The sequence below is a fragment of the Sulfitobacter sp. genome (assembly GCF_039977885.1).
Taxonomy (GTDB): domain Bacteria; phylum Pseudomonadota; class Alphaproteobacteria; order Rhodobacterales; family Rhodobacteraceae; genus Sulfitobacter.
Window position 1 is genome coordinate 160877 of the sequence record NZ_JBDWCI010000003.1, and the last position, 16820, is coordinate 177696.

Annotated in this window: 20 protein-coding genes; 19 read left to right on the forward strand and 1 reads right to left on the reverse strand. The window is 58.8% G+C overall.

Translation table 11 applies throughout. From position 1 onward, the window contains the following. The first annotated feature begins 85 nt into the window (after window positions 1-85). The 19 genes from ABJM03_RS01340 to cysE all read left to right on the forward strand — a co-directional run bounded on the left by ABJM03_RS01340 (window position 86) and on the right by cysE (window position 15368). Window positions 86-436, forward strand: a complete 351-nt coding sequence (locus tag ABJM03_RS01340; protein ID WP_348415060.1) for a hypothetical protein — start codon at window positions 86-88, stop codon at window positions 434-436. After that, complete coding sequence (locus tag ABJM03_RS01345) at window positions 345-1715, forward strand: terminase family protein (protein ID WP_348415061.1); 1371 nt, start codon at window positions 345-347, stop codon at window positions 1713-1715. Before ABJM03_RS01340 ends, ABJM03_RS01345 begins: the two co-directional genes overlap by 92 nt. A gap of 155 nt (window positions 1716-1870) precedes the next feature. Continuing rightward, window positions 1871-3046: a phage portal protein gene (locus tag ABJM03_RS01350; RefSeq protein ID WP_348415062.1), complete on the forward strand. Its 1176-nt coding sequence runs from the start codon at window positions 1871-1873 to the stop codon at window positions 3044-3046. Then, complete coding sequence (locus ABJM03_RS01355; RefSeq protein WP_348415063.1) at window positions 3039-3269, forward strand: hypothetical protein; 231 nt, start codon at window positions 3039-3041, stop codon at window positions 3267-3269. The genes ABJM03_RS01350 and ABJM03_RS01355 overlap by 8 nt, the downstream gene beginning before the upstream one ends. Window positions 3270-3290: 21 nt before the next feature. Then, on the forward strand, window positions 3291-3920 hold the full coding sequence (locus tag ABJM03_RS01360) for an HK97 family phage prohead protease (RefSeq protein WP_348415064.1): 630 nt from the start codon (window positions 3291-3293) through the stop codon (window positions 3918-3920). After that, window positions 3917-5086 carry a phage major capsid protein gene (locus tag ABJM03_RS01365; protein ID WP_348415065.1) on the forward strand — a complete coding sequence of 390 codons (1170 nt, stop codon included), beginning with the start codon at window positions 3917-3919 and terminating at the stop codon, window positions 5084-5086. The genes ABJM03_RS01360 and ABJM03_RS01365 overlap by 4 nt, the downstream gene beginning before the upstream one ends. 181 nt (window positions 5087-5267) lie before the next feature. Next, window positions 5268-5867: a head-tail connector protein gene (locus ABJM03_RS01370; RefSeq protein WP_348415066.1), complete on the forward strand. Its 600-nt coding sequence runs from the start codon at window positions 5268-5270 to the stop codon at window positions 5865-5867. Beyond that, on the forward strand, window positions 5864-6202 hold the full coding sequence (locus ABJM03_RS01375; protein WP_348415067.1) for a phage head closure protein: 339 nt from the start codon (window positions 5864-5866) through the stop codon (window positions 6200-6202). The genes ABJM03_RS01370 and ABJM03_RS01375 overlap by 4 nt, the downstream gene beginning before the upstream one ends. Continuing rightward, window positions 6199-6609 carry a DUF3168 domain-containing protein gene (locus ABJM03_RS01380; RefSeq protein ID WP_348415068.1) on the forward strand — a complete coding sequence of 137 codons (411 nt, stop codon included), beginning with the start codon at window positions 6199-6201 and terminating at the stop codon, window positions 6607-6609. Before ABJM03_RS01375 ends, ABJM03_RS01380 begins: the two co-directional genes overlap by 4 nt. Window positions 6610-6646: 37 nt before the next feature. Continuing rightward, window positions 6647-7102, forward strand: coding sequence for a phage major tail protein, TP901-1 family (locus ABJM03_RS01385; RefSeq protein WP_348415070.1), 456 nt, complete (start codon window positions 6647-6649; stop codon window positions 7100-7102). A gap of 2 nt (window positions 7103-7104) precedes the next feature. Continuing rightward, the gene (locus ABJM03_RS01390) at window positions 7105-7419 is read left to right on the forward strand and encodes a gene transfer agent family protein (protein ID WP_348415071.1); all 315 of its coding nucleotides are present in this window, start codon (window positions 7105-7107) and stop codon (window positions 7417-7419) included. Continuing rightward, window positions 7416-7625, forward strand: coding sequence for a rcc01693 family protein (locus ABJM03_RS01395; protein ID WP_348415072.1), 210 nt, complete (start codon window positions 7416-7418; stop codon window positions 7623-7625). The genes ABJM03_RS01390 and ABJM03_RS01395 overlap by 4 nt, the downstream gene beginning before the upstream one ends. Beyond that, on the forward strand, window positions 7615-8280 hold the full coding sequence (locus ABJM03_RS01400; protein ID WP_348415073.1) for a phage tail tape measure protein: 666 nt from the start codon (window positions 7615-7617) through the stop codon (window positions 8278-8280). The genes ABJM03_RS01395 and ABJM03_RS01400 overlap by 11 nt, the downstream gene beginning before the upstream one ends. 14 nt (window positions 8281-8294) lie before the next feature. Beyond that, window positions 8295-8927 carry a DUF2460 domain-containing protein gene (locus ABJM03_RS01405; RefSeq protein ID WP_348415074.1) on the forward strand — a complete coding sequence of 211 codons (633 nt, stop codon included), beginning with the start codon at window positions 8295-8297 and terminating at the stop codon, window positions 8925-8927. Continuing rightward, complete coding sequence (locus ABJM03_RS01410; RefSeq protein ID WP_348415075.1) at window positions 8924-9814, forward strand: DUF2163 domain-containing protein; 891 nt, start codon at window positions 8924-8926, stop codon at window positions 9812-9814. Before ABJM03_RS01405 ends, ABJM03_RS01410 begins: the two co-directional genes overlap by 4 nt. Then, on the forward strand, window positions 9811-10251 hold the full coding sequence (locus tag ABJM03_RS01415) for an NlpC/P60 family protein (RefSeq protein WP_348415076.1): 441 nt from the start codon (window positions 9811-9813) through the stop codon (window positions 10249-10251). Before ABJM03_RS01410 ends, ABJM03_RS01415 begins: the two co-directional genes overlap by 4 nt. Next, a complete protein-coding gene (locus ABJM03_RS01420; protein WP_348415077.1) occupies window positions 10251-14186 on the forward strand; it encodes a glycoside hydrolase TIM-barrel-like domain-containing protein in 3936 nt (1311 codons plus the stop codon). Before ABJM03_RS01415 ends, ABJM03_RS01420 begins: the two co-directional genes overlap by 1 nt. Beyond that, complete coding sequence (locus ABJM03_RS01425; RefSeq protein WP_348415079.1) at window positions 14183-14476, forward strand: hypothetical protein; 294 nt, start codon at window positions 14183-14185, stop codon at window positions 14474-14476. The genes ABJM03_RS01420 and ABJM03_RS01425 overlap by 4 nt, the downstream gene beginning before the upstream one ends. A gap of 79 nt (window positions 14477-14555) precedes the next feature. Then, window positions 14556-15368, forward strand: coding sequence for a serine O-acetyltransferase (gene cysE / locus ABJM03_RS01430; protein WP_348415080.1), 813 nt, complete (start codon window positions 14556-14558; stop codon window positions 15366-15368). Between the two features lie 157 nt (window positions 15369-15525). Here cysE and ABJM03_RS01435 read toward each other — a convergent pair whose 3' ends face one another. Then, window positions 15526-16818, reverse strand: a complete 1293-nt coding sequence (locus ABJM03_RS01435) for a pyruvate dehydrogenase complex dihydrolipoamide acetyltransferase (protein ID WP_348415081.1) — start codon at window positions 16816-16818, stop codon at window positions 15526-15528. Window positions 16819-16820 lie beyond the last annotated feature (2 nt).

Genomic DNA, 16820 nt, shown 5'->3' on the forward strand with positions numbered 1-16820 from the left:
TTTGGGGAGCGGCCCTGATACATAGTCAGGGCCGCTTTTTCATGTCTTTCGATTGGAGGAATCCAAGCGAAAGGACCGAGAACATATGACTACCCAACCGGTGCCACCGCTGGACGAGTTGGCGGAAGCAGAGGCGTTGTTTGCCTCTGTTCACCGCTCGCTCGCCGAGCTGAGAGAAGCATTAGAGAGCCTGAAGGAACGGGCCAAAACCGGAGAGGAAATCGATGCAACTACAGCGTCAAAGACGGTGACACAGCTGTCCGAGACCGTTGCGCGTTGTCAAAAAGCGGGGCTAATTCTGAATGACTGCCGAAATAAACAAGCGGGGATCGTGCGAGGGGGATATGCCCTCGACATGGACCAAGCGCGGGCTGATATCGGGTGCAAGCTGGATCGGCTCCGCTGTTCCATCGGTTCAGGAGAGTTTCCTGAATGAGCTGGATGAGGGAGAGCTTCGTGCTCTCCCTTACTTATTCGACTTTTGGGCCATGCCGCATCAATTGCCCCCTGAGGGGGAATGGCGGTCGTGGGTCATTATGGGCGGGCGCGGCGCGGGCAAGACCCGTGCGGGTGCGGAGTGGGTTCGCAGCGTGGTCGAGGGCGCGCGGCCATTGGATGCGGGACGTTGCCGGCGCGTGGCGCTGGTGGGGGAAACGATTGAGCAGGTCCGCGAGGTTATGATCTTTGGGGATAGTGGCATTCTGGCCTGTTCGCCTGCGGATCGGCGGCCTGATTGGGAGGCCAGCCGCAAGCGGTTGGTCTGGCCCAACGGGGCGGTGGCGACGGTGCATTCGGCGCATGATCCCGAAGGGCTGCGCGGGCCGCAGTTTGATGCGGCTTGGGTGGATGAGATTGCCAAGTGGAAGAAAAGCCAAGAAACATGGGACATGTTGCAGTTTGCTTTGCGGTTGGGTGATCAGCCACAGGTTTGTGTGACAACCACGCCGCGTAATGTGGGGGTGCTGAAGGCTTTGCTGAAATCCCCCTCGACGGTGGTGACCCATGCGCCCACAGAGGCCAACCGCGCCAATCTGGCGGCATCGTTTCTGGAAGAGGTGCGTGCGCGGTATCGCGGCACGCGCTTGGGGCGGCAAGAGCTGGATGGCGTATTGCTGGCGGATGCAGAGGGGGCGTTGTGGACCTCGGATATGTTGGAGAAAGCGCGGGTGTCTGATGTGCCGACGCTGGACCGGATTGTTGTGGCCGTGGACCCTGCGACCACATCGGGGGTCTCTTCTGATGAATGCGGGATTGTGGTGGCGGGGGTGCAATGCAGCGGGCCGCCGCAGGACTGGCGTGCATTTGTGTTAGCGGATTGCACGGTAACGGGGCTTGGGCCGAATGGCTGGGCGCGTGCGGCTGTGGGCGCGATGGAGCGTTTTGGCGCGGACCGGTTGGTGGCGGAGGTCAATCAGGGGGGGCAGATGGTACGGGAGGTGATCCGGCAGGTGGATCCTTTGGTCCCCTATAAGGGGGTGCATGCGTCGCGCGGTAAGGTCGCGCGGGCGGAGCCTGTGGCGGCGCTTTATGAACAGGGGCGGGTGCGGCATGTGGTGGATCTGGACGGCTTAGAGGATCAAATGTGCCGGATGACCCGTCGTGGCTATGAGGGGGGCGGATCACCGGACCGCGTGGATGCGCTTGTTTGGGCCTTACATGAGTTGATGATCGAGCCAGCGGCGAAGTGGCGACAGCCGGGGGTGCGGTCGCTGTAGAGGGATTGAAAGGGGGGCAATGGCCCTCCTTTTTTGTTTGGGCCGCGATGCACCATGCAACGCACGCTCTGGTTCTTTGGACTTAAATCTTTGGTGGCAAATTGCATATCGAGCCACCCAAGCAGCGGGATGGCCAGCGGATCAGGGCATAGGAGATGCGGGTGTTTGATTTTCTAAAGCGCGGAACGGAAGATGTGGTGGAGGCCAAGGCCTCGGCCACGGGACGTGTGGTGGGGGTGCAGACCTCGGGCCGCGTGGCGTGGAGCCCGCGCGATACCGTGTCGCTGACGCGCACGGGGTTTGCAGGTAATCCGGTTGGTTTCCGGTCGGTCAAATTGATTGCAGAGGCGGCGGCGGCCTTGCCGTTGGTGTGTCAGGATTTAGCGCAGCGTTTTGACACGCATCCTGTATTGGCGCTGATGGCGCGGCCCAATGGTGCACAGGGGCGGGCGGAGCTGTTGGAGGCGCTTTATGCGCAGTTGCTGTTGTCTGGCGATGGGTATGTCGAGGCGGTGGGCGGCGGTATGGGGCTGCCGCAGGAGCTGCATATTCTGCGCTCGGACCGTATGTCTGTGGTACCTGGGGCCGATGGGTGGCCGGTGGCGTATGAATACACGGTGAGTGGGCGCAAGCACCGTTTTGATGCTACGCAAGGCACGCCGATTTGCCATGTGCGAAACTTCCATCCGCAAGATGACCATTACGGCTTTAGCCCGATGCAGGCCGCAGCAACGGCGGTGGATGTGCATAACTCGGCGTCGCGCTGGTCCAAGGCGCTATTGGACAATGCTGCGCGGCCGTCTGGTGCGATCATCTACAAGGGGGGCGAGGGTCAGGGGGCGATGAGCAATGACCAATATGACCGCCTTGTCAGTGAGATGGAGAGCCACCACCAGGGGGCGCGCAATGCCGGGCGGCCGATGTTGTTAGAGGGCGGTTTGGATTGGAGGCCGATGGGGTTTTCGCCCTCGGATATGGAGTTCCAAAAGACCAAGGAGGCGGCTGCGCGGGAGATTGCGCTGGCGTTCGGGGTGCCGCCGATGCTGTTGGGGATCGCGGGGGATGCAACCTATGCCAACTACCAAGAGGCGCACCGTGCGTTTTACCGGCTGACGGTATTGCCCTTGGCGACGCGGGTAACGGCGGCGTTGGCACATTGGCTGTCGGGGTTCACGGGCGAGGTTGTGGAGCTGAAGCCAGATCTGGATCAGGTGCCAGCGCTGAGTGCCGAGCGAGATGCGCAATGGGCACGGGTCGCTGGTGCGGATTTCCTCACGGAAGGTGAGAAACGCGCGCTGTTGGGGCTGCCTGCGGTGACCGGTGGTGAGTGAGATGCCGGTGGAGCGGTTTCAATGCGCACCGGGGATGCAGCTGCAGGCCCACGAGCGGATCAGCAAGATCCATTTCGAGATGCTGTCGGATCGTTTGGACCGGATTGAAATCATGATGGAGCGGTTGGAGCGTCGACTTTGGCTGACGGTTTACGGGGTTGCAGCGGTGATCCTTGCGCAGGCGGCAGAGTCTTTCTTGCTACGACCTCCGCCGGTGTTGTGAGAAAATAACAGGAGACTACCCATGGATATGAGTGGAAATAGCTTCGCGCGCAGCGCGGAGAACGGGGAAGCTTTGCCCGCGCTTGAGCGCAAGTTCATGCAGTTTGATGAAGTCGCAGAGGTAGACGGAGGCGTTGAAATCAAAGGCTACGCCAGCTTTTTTGACGCGGTGGATCAAGGCAATGACGTAGTGCAGCGCGGGGCCTATGGCGCAAGCCTGATGGCGCTGAAAGCCGCAGGGCGCGGGGTCAAGATGTTGTGGCAGCATGATCCGGCCCAGCCCATTGGCGTTTGGGATGAGGTGCGCGAGGACAACAAGGGTTTGTTTGTAAAAGGCCGGATTTTGCAATCCGTCGCAAAGGGACGCGAGGCGATCGCGTTGATTGAGGCGGGCGCAATCGACGGGCTGAGCATCGGCTACCGCACCGTAAAGGCGGCCAAGAATACCAAGGGCCAACGGCTCTTGCAGGAACTGGAGCTTTGGGAGGTGTCGTTAGTGACCTTTCCGATGCTGCCCAGTGCGCGGGTTGGGGCGAAGGCGGACGGTTTCGTGCCGCTGGGAGAGATCCTGCGTGAGATGGCGGGGGTATTTGATGCGGCGGCAGCCGAAATCATGCCCTTGATCAAGCAAGAAAAAGGGAACGCGAAATGAGTGATAGCAATCACGATGCTGCGGGTTTGTCCCCGGCTGAAGATATGCGGCGGGCTGTGAGTGGCTTTGTAAGACAATTCAAAGGGCTACAGGCCGATATTGAGACTAAACTTCAACAAACAGAAGAGCGAATGACCATGCTGGATCGTAAGACACTGACTGCTGTGCGTACTCCTTTGGCGGGGGATACAGATATGGGCGCACCGCACCAGAAAGCTTTTAACGCCTATGTGCGTACTGGTGATGATGACGGGTTGCGCGGCCTTGAGATGGAGGGCAAGGCGCTGTCTTCGGCGGTGAACTCGGACGGTGGATATCTTGTTGATCCGCAGACCTCCGACATTGTGAAATCCGTGCTGAACACCACCGCGTCGATCCGTGCGATTGCGAGCGTGGTACATGTGGAAGCCACGTCTTATGATGTTTTGGTGGATCATTCGGATGCGGGCGCGGGGTGGGCAACCGAGTCGTCGGCGATTGGCGAGACCGACACCCCGCAGATCGACCGCATCACTGTGCAGCTTCACGAACTGAGCGCGCTGCCTAAGGCGTCGCAGCGGCTGTTGGACGATTCAGCTTTTGACATTGAGGGCTGGCTGGCGGGCCGCATTGCGGACAAATTCGCCCGTGCGGAGGCGGGTGCATTCATCAACGGTGATGGTGTGGACAAGCCAAAGGGTTTTCTTGATCATCCGAGTGTCGACAATGACGTCTGGGCCTGGGGTAATCTGGGTTATGTGCCGACGGGCATTGCCGGTGAGGTCACACCAGATGCGATTGTGGATGTGGTTTATGCGCTGGGTGCGCAATACCGTGCCAACGCCTCTTTCGTCATGAACTCCAAGACAGCCGGTCTTGTGCGCAAGCTCAAGGATATGGATGGCCGTTTCTTGTGGACCGATGGCCTGGCAGCGGGCGAGCCTGCGCGTCTGATGGGCTATCCCGTTCTTATCGCCGAGGACATGCCGGATGCATCTGCAGGTGCGATGGCCATGGCATTTGGTGATTTCAACGCGGGTTATACCATCGCCGAGCGTCCTGATCTGCGCATTCTGCGTGACCCCTTCAGCGCCAAGCCACATGTCCTGTTCTACGCGACAAAGCGTGTGGGCGGTGATGTGAGCGATTTCGCGGCCATCAAGCTTTTGAAATTCGGCACGGCATAAGCGCCATGCCGAAGCCAGAACAGGGTTTTGCATCTGTTCCGGCCCGGGCGTGTGCCCTGACGAGGCCTTCGCATTGTCTAGCTGCTCCCCTCCGACCGAACAATGCGCGGGGGGGCATACGCCCGGTCAAGGGGAGCCGTCTGATGGGCGGTAATGGAAAGAAGTTGAGAGAGGCTTTGGGATGTTGATCGAAGAAACAAACATACCGGATGCGGTTCTGCCGTTGGCGGCATTCAAGGCGCATTTGCGGATGGGCACAGGATTTTCAGATACGTCGCTTCAGGATGCGGTGTTGGGGAGCTTCCTGCGGGCGGCCTTGGCTGCTGTTGAGGGGCGCACGGGCAAGGTGTTGATCGAGCGGGAGTTTACCCTGTCTCTTTCCGAGCTGAAACAACAGGATACAGTGATGCTGCCGGTGGCACCCGTGACTGTAGTGGACAAGGTTGTGTTGGTGGCGCGGGGCGGTTCCGAACAGGTGCTGGATGTAGGGCTGTATTGGTTGGAGCGGGATAATCACACTCCGCGCTTACGTTCGACTGCTGCCTCTTTGCCGGAGCCCGAGGCAGGCGGCGCGTTCAGCGTTCGGTTTTTGGCAGGCTATGGCCCCGAGTGGGACGATATACCTGCGGATTTGCAGCAGGCCGTGATGATGTTGGCGGCGCATTACTATGAATATCGTCATGACACGGCATTGGGTGGGGGCTGCATGCCTTTTGGTGTTACCTCATTGATCGAACGTTTCCGCACATTGCGATTGGGTGCAATCGGAGCGCAACCATGAGCGCCCCGCGGCTGAACCGCCAGCTGGTTCTGGAGACCCCCGATATGCTGAGCGATGGGGCGGGCGGATCTATACGCGGTTGGGTGCCATTGGGCATTTTATGGGCACAGGTCACGGCGCGCAGCGGCCGCGAAACCATGCAGGCCGGCGCACCTGTGAGCCGGATGGCTTTTAAAATTACTGTGCGCGCTGCACCTGAGGGGAGCGATGAGCGGCCGGCACCACAGCAGCGGTTTCGCGAAGGGGACCGGATTTTCGCCATCGAGGCAGTGGCAGAGGCGGACGCCGAGGGGCGCTATCTGACCTGTCTTGCCGAACAGGAGCTGGTGGTATGACCTATGCGATTTCGGGAGCATTGCAGACCGCGGTGTTTGAGGCGCTGAGTGCTGATGCGCTGCTGTCAGGGCTGGTGGGTACAGCGATCTATGATGCTGTGCCGGTGGGTAGTCTTCCGCAGCTTTATATCCGGTTGGGCTCTGAGACTGTGCGTGATGCATCCGACATCAGCGGCGATGGTGCAGAGCATGTGCTGACTGTGTCGGTGATCACCACAAACCCGGGGTTTTCGGGGGCGAAAGCCGTAGCCGCAGCCGTGAGCGATGCGCTGCATAATGCGCCGCTGACACTGAGCCGCGGGAGGCTGGTATCATTGCGTTTCGACAGGGCGGCGGCGCAACGCATCGACGGGGCAAGCGGTCGCCAGATTGATCTGCGGTTCCGGGCGCGGGTGCAGGACGACTAATTCTCAACGCCTTTTGGCACACTACAGGAGTACGAAAATGGCTGTTCAAGCAGGTAAGGACCTTTTGGTCAAAGTAGATATGAGCACCGATGGCAACTTCGAGACCATCGCAGGGCTGCGTGCAACGCGGATCAGCTTCAACGCAGAGGCGGTGGATGTGACGGCACTGGATAGTGCAGGCGGCTGGCGTGAGCTGCTGGCCGGTGCGGGGGTCCGCTCTGCCGCGATCAGCGGTTCGGGTGTGTTCCGTGACGCGGCGACAGACGAACGCGCGCGACAGTTATTGTTTGATGGGCTGACACCGAATTTTCAGGTGATTATCCCTGACTTCGGCACGGTGCAGGGCGCGTTTCAGGTGACTTCGCTGGAATATGCAGGCCAGTTGAATGGCGAGGCGACTTATGAATTGTCGCTGGCTTCGGCGGGTGAGTTGCAATTCATCCCTGTGGTCGAGGTTGTCGTGGATGACACCACAGATGCGGAAGCCGGTTGATCATGGGGAACCGCTGGAGGGGAGAGGTGATGTTGGTTGTGGAGGGCCAGCATCACCGGATGCGGCTGACCCTTGGGGCGTTGGCCGAGCTGGAAGAAGATCTGGGCGAGACCTCTTTGATGGCGCTGGTGCAACGGTTTGAGACAGGCGGCTTTAGCACGCGTGATGTGCTGGCGCTTTTGGTGGCTGGTCTGCGCGGGGGCGGCACGATGATGGATCCCGATCAGCTTGCCGGTGCCGAGATCGAAGGTGGGCCGATGCGGGCGGCGCAAGCTGCAGCCGAGCTGTTGGCGCGGGCGTTTACGGTGTCCTCGTGAGCGCGGGTTTTGACTGGCCTGCGTTGATGCGCGCAGCCCTGCACGGGCTTGGGTTGGCACCGGATGTCTTCTGGTCACTGACGCCCGCCGAGCTGGGGCTGATGTTGGGGAATGACACATCATGCTCACCGATGCTGAGTGATGGATTAGCGGCCCTGATGGCGGCTTATCCGGACAAGAATAAGGATCACTGTGATGATAGATGATGACGGTTTTGAGGATCTCGGGACAGATGCGCAATCGTTGAACCAAACGCTGGGGCAGACGAGTGTTCTGGTATCGGGGTTTGATAGTGAACTGCGCCGGATGGGCACATCGCTGAGTGCGACGGGCAAAGATGTGGCCACATTGGAGCGCGGTTTGAGCCGCGGATTGCGCAAGGCGTTTGATGATGTGGTTCTGGATGGGGGCAAACTGTCGGATGCTTTGACGACTGTTGCGCAATCGTTGTCCAACAGTGCGTATAATGCGGCGATCAAGCCGGTGACTGATCATGTTGGGGGCCTGATTACCCAAGGGGTGACCGGATTGGTGCAGGGGATTCTGCCCTTTGCGAACGGGGCTCCGTTCAGTCAGGGGCGTGTGATGCCTTTTGCGGACGGAGGGGTCGTGTCGCAAGCTACGCATTTCGGGATGCGCGGGGGGCTGGGTGTGATGGGAGAGGCCGGCCCTGAAGCAATCATGCCACTGGCGCGCGGACCTGACGGGAAACTGGGTGTCCGGGCGGGCGGCAGCAATGCATCGTCTCCGACAATTGTCATGAACATCTCGACGCCTGATGTCGCGGGCTTCCAACGCTCGCGCGGGCAGATCTCGGCGCAGGTGAGCCGCGCGTTGAGCGCTGGTGAGAGAAATAGATAAGCGGGAGACAGGCGATGAATTTTCATGAGGTGCAATTTCCGGCCAACCTGAGTTTTGGTGCGTTGGGCGGACCGCAGCGGCGGGTTGATGTGGTCACGTTGGCCAATGGTTTCGAAGAACGCAACACGCCTTGGGCACATTCGCGCCGCGTCTATGATGCGGGGCTTGGGCTAAGGTCGCTTGATGACGTTGAGGCGGTGATCGCGTTCTATGAGGCGCGCTATGGTCAGATGTACGGGTTTCGCTGGAAGGACTGGTCGGATTACAAATCTGCCATCCCGTCCGCCGAGATTGATCGCGGTGATCAGCAGATCGCGTTGGGGGACGGGGTCACGACGCAATATCAGCTCATCAAAACATACCGCTCGGGCAGCCATACCTATGCGCGGCCAATTACTAAACCGGTCGCAGGCAGTGTAGTCCTTGCCGTGGAACAGGACGACAAACAGGAGCTTGTCGACTATACGATTGATAACACCACAGGTGTGATCACGTTTTTTGATGCGCCTGATCCTGATACCCGTGTGTTTGCAGGGTATGAGTTCGACGTCCCTGTGCGTTTTGACAGCGATAGCCTTCTTACCAACATTGCCAGTTTTCACGCAGGTCAGGTGCCGGATATTCCGGTGCGCGAGGTGCGGGTATGAGCGTTGCTTTCAATGAGGATCTTGCTGCGCATCTGGCCTCCGGGGTGAGCACGGTATGCCATGCATGGGCTATTATACGGACCGATGGCACAGTTTTCGGCTTCACGGATCATGATCAGCCGCTCAGTTTTGCGGGGTTCGAGTTTCGCGCGGATACGGGGCTGAGCGCATTGGCACTGTCGCAATCTACGGGGTTGTCGGTGGATAACACCGAAGCTTTGGGGGCGCTGTCGGATAGTTCGTTGCGCGAGGACGAGATCGAGCAAGGGCGGTTTGACGGCGCCGAGGTACGTGGATGGCTGGTCAATTGGGCTGATCCTTCACAGCATTGGCTGAATTTTCGCGGTCATCTGGGTGAGTTGACGCGCGCAGATGGCGGATTTCGTGCGGAATTACGCGGGTTGACGGAAGGGCTGAACCGCCCGTTGGGGCGAGTGTATCAAAAGCCCTGTGCGGCGGTACTGGGGGATGGCACCTGCCGCTTTAATCTGGGGCAAGGCGGCTATTCCTATGCGTTGCCTGTGCAGAATGTTGAAGGTGCGCGAAAATTCGTTTGGGAAGATTTTAAAGGCTTTGACGACGGATGGTTCACGCGGGGCCGGTTGGAGATATTGGACGGGCCTGCGGCTGGCCTTTGGGGGACGGTCAAATCCGACCGGATCATCGGCACGACCCGTGTGCTCGAGCTTTGGGAGCCGATCCGTGGCGAGATTACGAGCGGGGCGCAGGTGCGAGTTGTGGCGGGGTGCGACAAAAGAATGGAGACCTGCCAGGGTAAGTTCAACAATTTCGTGAATTTTCAGGGCTTTCCTGATTTGCCGACCGAAGACTGGGTGGTGGCTGTGCCCAGTAGCGGCAATGCAAACACAGGCGGGTCCTTGAGATGAGCGGGGCACAGATCAGTGCGGCAGCGCGGGGCTGGATAGGCACACCTTACGTGCATCAATGTGCCGTGCGCGGTGCGGGAAGCGATTGCCTGGGTCTTGTGCGTGGTGTGTGGCGTGAAATCTATGGGAATGAACCTGAGGCCGTACCTGCCTATTCGATGGACTGGTCTGAACCGCAAGGCGAGGAGCGTCTGTGGGACGCTGCCACAAGACATCTGACGGCCAAACCGGTGAGCGAGATGGCGCAAGGTGATGTGCTGTTATTTCGCATGCGCCACGGGGCAGTGGCCAAACATTTGGGGATTGTGTCCCAGACCGATCCTGTTGTGCGGTTTGTGCATGCCTATGCGCGACATGGCGTGGTCGAGAGCGCGTTAAATGCGCCGTGGCGGCGTCGGGTCGTGTCGTGTTTTGAATTTCCCAAGGAGGACACCTGATGGCGACGATATTTTTTTCAGCAGCCGGTGCTGCCATTGGCGGCTCTGTCGGCGGGACGCTTGCGGGGTTGTCCTCCGTTGCGATCGGGCGGGCTGTGGGGGCTACTTTGGGCCGTGTTGTGGATCAGAAAATACTTGGCAGTGGCGCGCAGGCGGTCGAGACGGGCAAGGTTGACCGTTTTCGTCTGACCAGTGCGGGCGAGGGCGATCCGATGCCCCAAGTCTATGGGCGTATGCGTCTGGGCGGGCAGATAATCTGGACCTCAGATTTCACAGAGGTGACCAATACCAGCGGAGGCGGCAAAGGCAGCTCCTCGCAGCCTAAAACCACCGAATATAGCTATTCCGTGAATCTGGCCATCGCGCTATGTGAAGGCGAGATCATCCGCGTGGGCCGTGTTTGGGCGGATGGAGAAGAGATAGCGCCTGATGATCTGAATTTGACAGTCTATACGGGCAGCATGGATCAGGAACCTGACCCGCTGATGGAAGCGATCGAGGGAACCGGCCTTGTGCCTGCCTATCGCGGAACAGCCTATGTTGTGATCGAGGCGCTGGCCCTACAAGGTTTTGGTAACCGCATACCGCAACTCACATTCGAGGTCATCCGCCCGGAGCAGCGCGGCACGCAGGGGGCAAGCCATGCGTTGTCATATGGTGTGCAGGGCGTCGCATTGATCCCCGGTACGGGTGAATACTCATTAGCGACAACGCCTGTCAGCTATGAGGGCGGCAATCAGGCGCGCTGGAGTGCGAATATTAATTCTCCTTCTGGCAAGACGGATTTTTCGACATCACTGGAGGCGTTGGGGGATGAATTGCCGGAATTACAAGCTGCGTCGCTTGTTGTTTCCTGGTTCGGTTCTGATCTGAGGGCGGGGGAGTGTACCGTGCGGCCAAAGGTCGAGGACCCCGAATTCGACGGAGACGAGATGCCGTGGCTGGTTTCCGGCCTTAGACGGGATACCGCCGAGCATATTGCATCCGGAGAGGATGACCGCCCCATTTACGGTGGGACGCCAGCGGATAGATCTGTCGTCGAAGCCATTCAGGCAATGAATGCAGATGGCAAGGCGGTGATGTTTTACCCGTTCATCCTGATGGATCAAACGGAGGGTAATAATTTACCCAACCCCTATACCGGAGAGGAAGGACAGCCTGCGTTGCCATGGCGCGGGCGTATTACCACAAGCCTTGCGCCGGGTATGGGCGGGTCCACTGACACTACGCTGGCTGCGGCAGATGAGGTCGCTGCGTTTTTTGGCGCGGCGCAGGTCTTTGACTTCAGGGTCGAGGATGGGCATGTGCAGTATAACGGGCCGCAGGAATGGAGCTTGCGTCGGTTTATCCTGCATTACGCGATGCTTTGCGTTCAAGCGGGGGGTGTGGATTCATTCTGCATCGGTTCCGAAATGCGGGGGCTGACGCAAATTCGGTCGGCGCGAAACAGCTTCCCTGCGGTGGAAGCGTTCCGCACATTAGCGGCTGATGTGCGGAGGATTGTGGGCCCTGAGACCAAGATCAGTTATGCAGCGGATTGGAGCGAATATTTCGGCTATCAGCCGCAGGACGGTACAGGCGACCGTCTGTTCCATCTGGATCCACTTTGGGCCGATCCCGAAATCGATTTTATCGGGATTGATAACTATATGCCCTTGTCCGATTGGCGGGATGGTGTGGCGCACAGGGATGCGCAGGACTGGGATGCGATTTATAACCTTGGCTATCTTCAATCCAACATTGAGGGGGGAGAAGGCTATGACTGGTATTACGGCTCCCCCGAAGAACGCGAGGCGCAGATCAGGACGCCCATCACAGATGGGGAGTATGATGAGCCGTGGATTTACCGCTATAAGGACATCCGCAATTGGTGGAGCAATTTGCACCATGACCGGATAGACGGTGAACGCGCAAATGAGCCAACGCTCTGGGTGCCGGGCCTCAAGCCGGTCTGGTTTACGGAATATGGCTGTGCTGCCGTTGATAAAGGTACAAACCAACCCAACAAATTCGTCGATCTACGCTCGTCCGAGAGTAGCTTGCCGCATCATTCGGATGGTGCACGGGACGATTTGATCCAGATGCAATATCTACGCGCGATGGTCGACTATTGGGCACAAGAAGAGAACAACCCCCAAGGCATCGAATATGAAGGCCCGATGATCGACATGGGCCGTGCCTTTGTATGGGCGTGGGACGTCCGGCCCTATCCTTTTTTTCCAAACTCGGACGATCTGTGGAGTGATGGGGCAAGCTATGCGCGCGGCCATTGGGTGAACGGGCGCACATCCTCGCGGAGTCTGGCATCTGTTGTGGCCGAGATTTGCGCGCGTGCCGGTGTCGAAGAGATAGACACAAGCGGGCTGTATGGCGTGGTACGTGGCTATGTGGTGACAGATATAAGCGACGCGCGGGCCTCGTTGCAGCCTTTGATGGTGCGCTACGGGTTTGACGCAATTGAACGTGATGGGAAGTTGGTATTCCGTATGCGTGACGGCCTGCGCGAGACCCCGCTTGATCCGCAGCAGTTCGCCGTCAGCGGTGATCTGGACGGAACCACCGTACAGGTGCGTGAGGCGGATGCTTCACTGTCCGGCCGCGTGCGGGTGCGGTTTGTACAGGCTGACGCCAGCTTTGACGTGATATCCGAAGAGGCGGTGTTGCCGGACGAACAGACCCATGCGGTTGCTACATCGGAATTCTCGATGCTGCTGACGCGAACCGAAGGGCGACAGGTTGCCGAGCGTTGGCTGAATGAAGCGCGTATCGCGCGTGAAACGATACAATTCGCACTGCCGCCATCGCAGATGCCGGTGCGCGCTGGTGATATTGTCTCCTTACCAGCGGATCAGGGTGAGGGTGGATCGCTTTACCGTGTCGACCGTGTGGATCAGGCGGAATATCAACAGATCGAGGCAGTGCGGGTGGATCCCGGGGTTTATGATCCGTCACCGCTTGTTGATGATCTGGTGAAAATACGCAGCTTTGTGGCTCCGCTGCCTGTCTATCCGCTGTTTCTGGACCTGCCTTTGCTCAGCGGTGAAGAGGTGCCTTATGCGCCCCATATCGCGGTGACGGCGAACCCTTGGCCGGGGAGCGTTGCGCTATATTCAAGCCTCACCGACCAGAATTATAGCTTGAACACTGTCTTGCCTATCCGCGCGACGATCGGGACCACGCAGACAGATATGTTGCGCGCCAGCGCAGGACGCTATGATCACGGAGAGCCGCTGCAGGTGCGGTTGATAAGCGGTACGCTTGAGACTGTGGATGAAGCAGCTCTTTTGTCGGGTGCAAATCTGGCGGCGATCGGGGATGGTAGCAGCGGCAATTGGGAAGTGTTCCAGTTTCGCACGGCAACTTTGGTTGGGCCGCAAACATACCAGCTGGGCGAACGTCTGCGAGGGCAGGCGGGATCGGACGGGATCATGCCGGATGTCTGGCCGGAAGGATCGCAGTTTGTGCTGCTGGACTCTGTGCCGACTCAGATTGAACTCAGCCGGAACTTGCGTGGCGTTGCGCAGAATTATCGCATCGGACCTGCTGCGCGCCCTTTGGATGATCCATCCTACCGACAGTTCGAAGAAGCCTTTGACGGGAACGGCTTACGGCCTTATGCGCCCGCGCATGTAAGGACCACACTGGATGCGGAGGGGACGTTGTCGGTGTCATGGATCAGGCGGACACGCACGGATGGCGACTCGTGGGATGCCGTTGAGGTCCCTTTGGGAGAAGAGAGTGAATCCTATGTTGTGCGAATCCTGAAGGATGACGAAATCCTGCGCGAAGAGGTGGTCCGGGCCCCTGTGTATAGTTATCCGGCGGCAAGCCGTGTTGTTGATGGTGCCGAGACGCCCTTTTCAGTCGCGGTGGCGCAGATATCGGCCAGCTTTGGCACCGGCCCATTCAAACAGCATGAGGTTACCTCTCTGTGAGACAGATCGGCCTAGCTGATTTGCAGCACGCGGCACGCGCTGTTCTGGGGATGCCGGTGCCACAGCGGGAACGCTTTTGCGACCTTTTGCTGTGGCGCGCGCATGTTGCTGACAAATGCGTTAAACGTTTGGGGAAATTGCACCCCGAGTGGGGCGATGGGCGGCTAGGCTCTGTGGCGTTGGCTTGGTCTGGGGCACGATCCAAAGCGCTGGGCGGGGCAGAGCTTTGTCTGGGGATCGAAATTGTTCTGGCGGCCGTAGCGCGCTGGCGCTGCGGTAGAAAACTTTGACTTTTTAGGTGCCGCGGGTTTGCATGTGGCGCGGCTGTGCTAAATATAGGCTGCAAGCCTGTACAAAGGAGCCGTTCATATGGCCAACCCTCATAGTCAAATCGCCACCGTTGATCCGGTCTGGGATCAGATCAAGCGTGACGCGACCCAGGCCGTAGCGGATGAGCCGCTGATCGGCGGATTTGTACATGCTACGATCCTGCACCATGCGACGCTGGATAAGGCGCTGTCATACCGGATTGCGGCAAAACTGGCCTCGAACGAGATGTCGGTGATGGTTCTGCGTGAGGTTGTCGATAAAGCCTATGCCGCCGAGCCCGAGTTGGTAGCTGCGTCGCGGGCGGATCTGGTTGCTGTGTTTGAACGCGACCCTGCATGCCACCGGCTGTTGCAGCCAATTTTGTATTTCAAAGGGTATCAGGCCATTCAGGCGTACCGCGTCGGCCATTACCTGTGGCGCAATGGCCATCGTGATCTGGCCTATTTCTTTCAGATGCGGGTTTCGGAAATTTTTGGTGTGGATATTCATCCGGGTGCGCGGATCGGCATGGGGATCATGATAGACCACGCGCATTCCATCGTAATTGGCGAGACAGCGGTCGTTGGCGATAACGTGTCGATGTTGCACTCTGTGACCCTCGGGGGGACAGGCAAGGAAGAACAGGATCGCCACCCCAAGATCGGTAATGGCGTTTTGATCGGGGCAGGCGCGAAAGTGCTTGGCAATATCAAAGTGGGCGATTGTAGCCGTATTGCTGCAGGGTCGGTGGTTCTGGAAGAAGTGCCGAAATGCAAGACTGTTGCCGGGATACCTGCAAAGATCGTCGGGGAAGCGGGGTGTGATCACCCGTCAATTTCGATGAACCAGCTATTGGGGCCTTGGACGGCTTAGATGGCCCGGCCTTTGGATATGTGAAGGCGGAAATTGTGAATTGAAAGAAGCCGGAGCATTGCTCCGGCTTCTTTTGTTTGAGGAAGTCCTCTTTAGTAGCAAGGGCGAGGGGCTTTGCCCCTCACACTCCCCAGAGTATTTCTGGCTAGAAGAAATATCAGGCCAGCATCGTCATTGGCGCTTCGAGGTTGTCCTTAATAGCATTTAGCAGTTCGGCACCCATTGCGCCGTCGATCACGCGGTGGTCGACTGACAGGGTGACGGACATCACTGTGGCAATAGCCAATTCGCCGTCTGCGCCAACAACAGGCTTTTTGCTGCCTGCGCCGACTGCAAGGATCGCACCATGGGGCGGGTTAATGACAGCGTCGAAGTTGTCGATCCCGAACATGCCAAGGTTCGAGATGGCAAAGCTGCCGCCTTGATACTCATGAGGGGCCAGTTTGCGTTCACGGGCGCGGGCTGCGAGGTCTTTCATTTCTGCCGAGAGAGCGGAAAGTGATTTCATTTCTGCGTCTTGCAGGACCGGTGTGAACAGGCCGCCTTCGATTGCGACGGCAACGGCCACATCCGATGGTTTGAGCTTGAACACTTTGTCTCCGGCCCAGACCGCATTCGCATCGGGAACCTGTTGGAGCGCCAGAGCGCAGGCTTTGATAATGAAGTCATTGACCGACAGCTTCACGCCGCGTGGCTCAAGCTGTTTGTTGAGCTGGGCGCGGAAGGCCATGAGCGCGTCGAGCTGGATATCCCGGCGCAGGTAGAAATGCGGCACGGTCTGCTTGGCCTCGGTGAGGCGCGCAGCGATGGTTTTGCGCATACCGTTGAGGGCGATTTCTTCGTATTCGCGGCCTTCGTACATTTTGGCAATCGCATCGCCGGAGGGGCTAGAGGCTGCCGCTGCTGTGGGCGCTGCAGAAGCAGGGGCTGCGGCGGCTTTGGGCGCGTCAGATTTGCTGAGGCCTTCAACATCGGCTTTGACAATCCGGCCATGGGGGCCGGAGCCTTTGACACCAGCCAGATCAATACCTTTATCCGCTGCAATGCGGCGGGCCAGAGGTGAGGCGAAAATGCGGCTCCCGTCAGGTTTTGACGGCGCAGCAGGGGCAGGGGCCGCTTTGGGCGCTTCTGCCTTTTCTTCGACGCTTGCTTCGGCTTTCGCTTCAGGCTTGGCCGCAGGGGCAGCACCGATATCATCCGCGCTTTCGCCATCTTCCAAAAGCACAGCAATCGCGGCGTTTACCTTAACGCCTTCTGTGCCTTCGGCGATCAGGATTTTCCCGATGGTGCCTTCGTCCACGGCTTCGAATTCCATCGTGGCCTTATCGGTTTCAATCTCGCACATTACATCGCCGGAGGAGACGGTATCGCCTTCTTTGACCAGCCATTTGGCCAGCGTACCCTCCTCCATAGTGGGTGACAGGGCGGGCATGAGAATTTCAATAGGCATTT

Coding starts and splice junctions, on each gene's coding strand:
- ABJM03_RS01410 (WP_348415075.1), top strand. CDS start 8,924: ATGAGCGTTGCTTTCAATGAGGATCTTGCTGCGCATCTGGCCTCCGGG.
- ABJM03_RS01345 (WP_348415061.1), top strand. CDS start 345: ATGCCCTCGACATGGACCAAGCGCGGGCTGATATCGGGTGCAAGCTGG.
- ABJM03_RS01385 (WP_348415070.1), top strand. CDS start 6,647: ATGGCTGTTCAAGCAGGTAAGGACCTTTTGGTCAAAGTAGATATGAGC.
- ABJM03_RS01435 (WP_348415081.1), bottom strand. CDS start 16,818: ATGCCTATTGAAATTCTCATGCCCGCCCTGTCACCCACTATGGAGGAG.
- ABJM03_RS01420 (WP_348415077.1), top strand. CDS start 10,251: ATGGCGACGATATTTTTTTCAGCAGCCGGTGCTGCCATTGGCGGCTCT.
- ABJM03_RS01405 (WP_348415074.1), top strand. CDS start 8,295: ATGAATTTTCATGAGGTGCAATTTCCGGCCAACCTGAGTTTTGGTGCG.
- ABJM03_RS01370 (WP_348415066.1), top strand. CDS start 5,268: ATGTTGATCGAAGAAACAAACATACCGGATGCGGTTCTGCCGTTGGCG.
- ABJM03_RS01380 (WP_348415068.1), top strand. CDS start 6,199: ATGACCTATGCGATTTCGGGAGCATTGCAGACCGCGGTGTTTGAGGCG.
- ABJM03_RS01375 (WP_348415067.1), top strand. CDS start 5,864: ATGAGCGCCCCGCGGCTGAACCGCCAGCTGGTTCTGGAGACCCCCGAT.
- ABJM03_RS01400 (WP_348415073.1), top strand. CDS start 7,615: ATGATAGATGATGACGGTTTTGAGGATCTCGGGACAGATGCGCAATCG.
- cysE (WP_348415080.1), top strand. CDS start 14,556: ATGGCCAACCCTCATAGTCAAATCGCCACCGTTGATCCGGTCTGGGAT.
- ABJM03_RS01350 (WP_348415062.1), top strand. CDS start 1,871: ATGCGGGTGTTTGATTTTCTAAAGCGCGGAACGGAAGATGTGGTGGAG.
- ABJM03_RS01340 (WP_348415060.1), top strand. CDS start 86: ATGACTACCCAACCGGTGCCACCGCTGGACGAGTTGGCGGAAGCAGAG.
- ABJM03_RS01365 (WP_348415065.1), top strand. CDS start 3,917: ATGAGTGATAGCAATCACGATGCTGCGGGTTTGTCCCCGGCTGAAGAT.
- ABJM03_RS01390 (WP_348415071.1), top strand. CDS start 7,105: ATGGGGAACCGCTGGAGGGGAGAGGTGATGTTGGTTGTGGAGGGCCAG.
- ABJM03_RS01415 (WP_348415076.1), top strand. CDS start 9,811: ATGAGCGGGGCACAGATCAGTGCGGCAGCGCGGGGCTGGATAGGCACA.
- ABJM03_RS01360 (WP_348415064.1), top strand. CDS start 3,291: ATGGATATGAGTGGAAATAGCTTCGCGCGCAGCGCGGAGAACGGGGAA.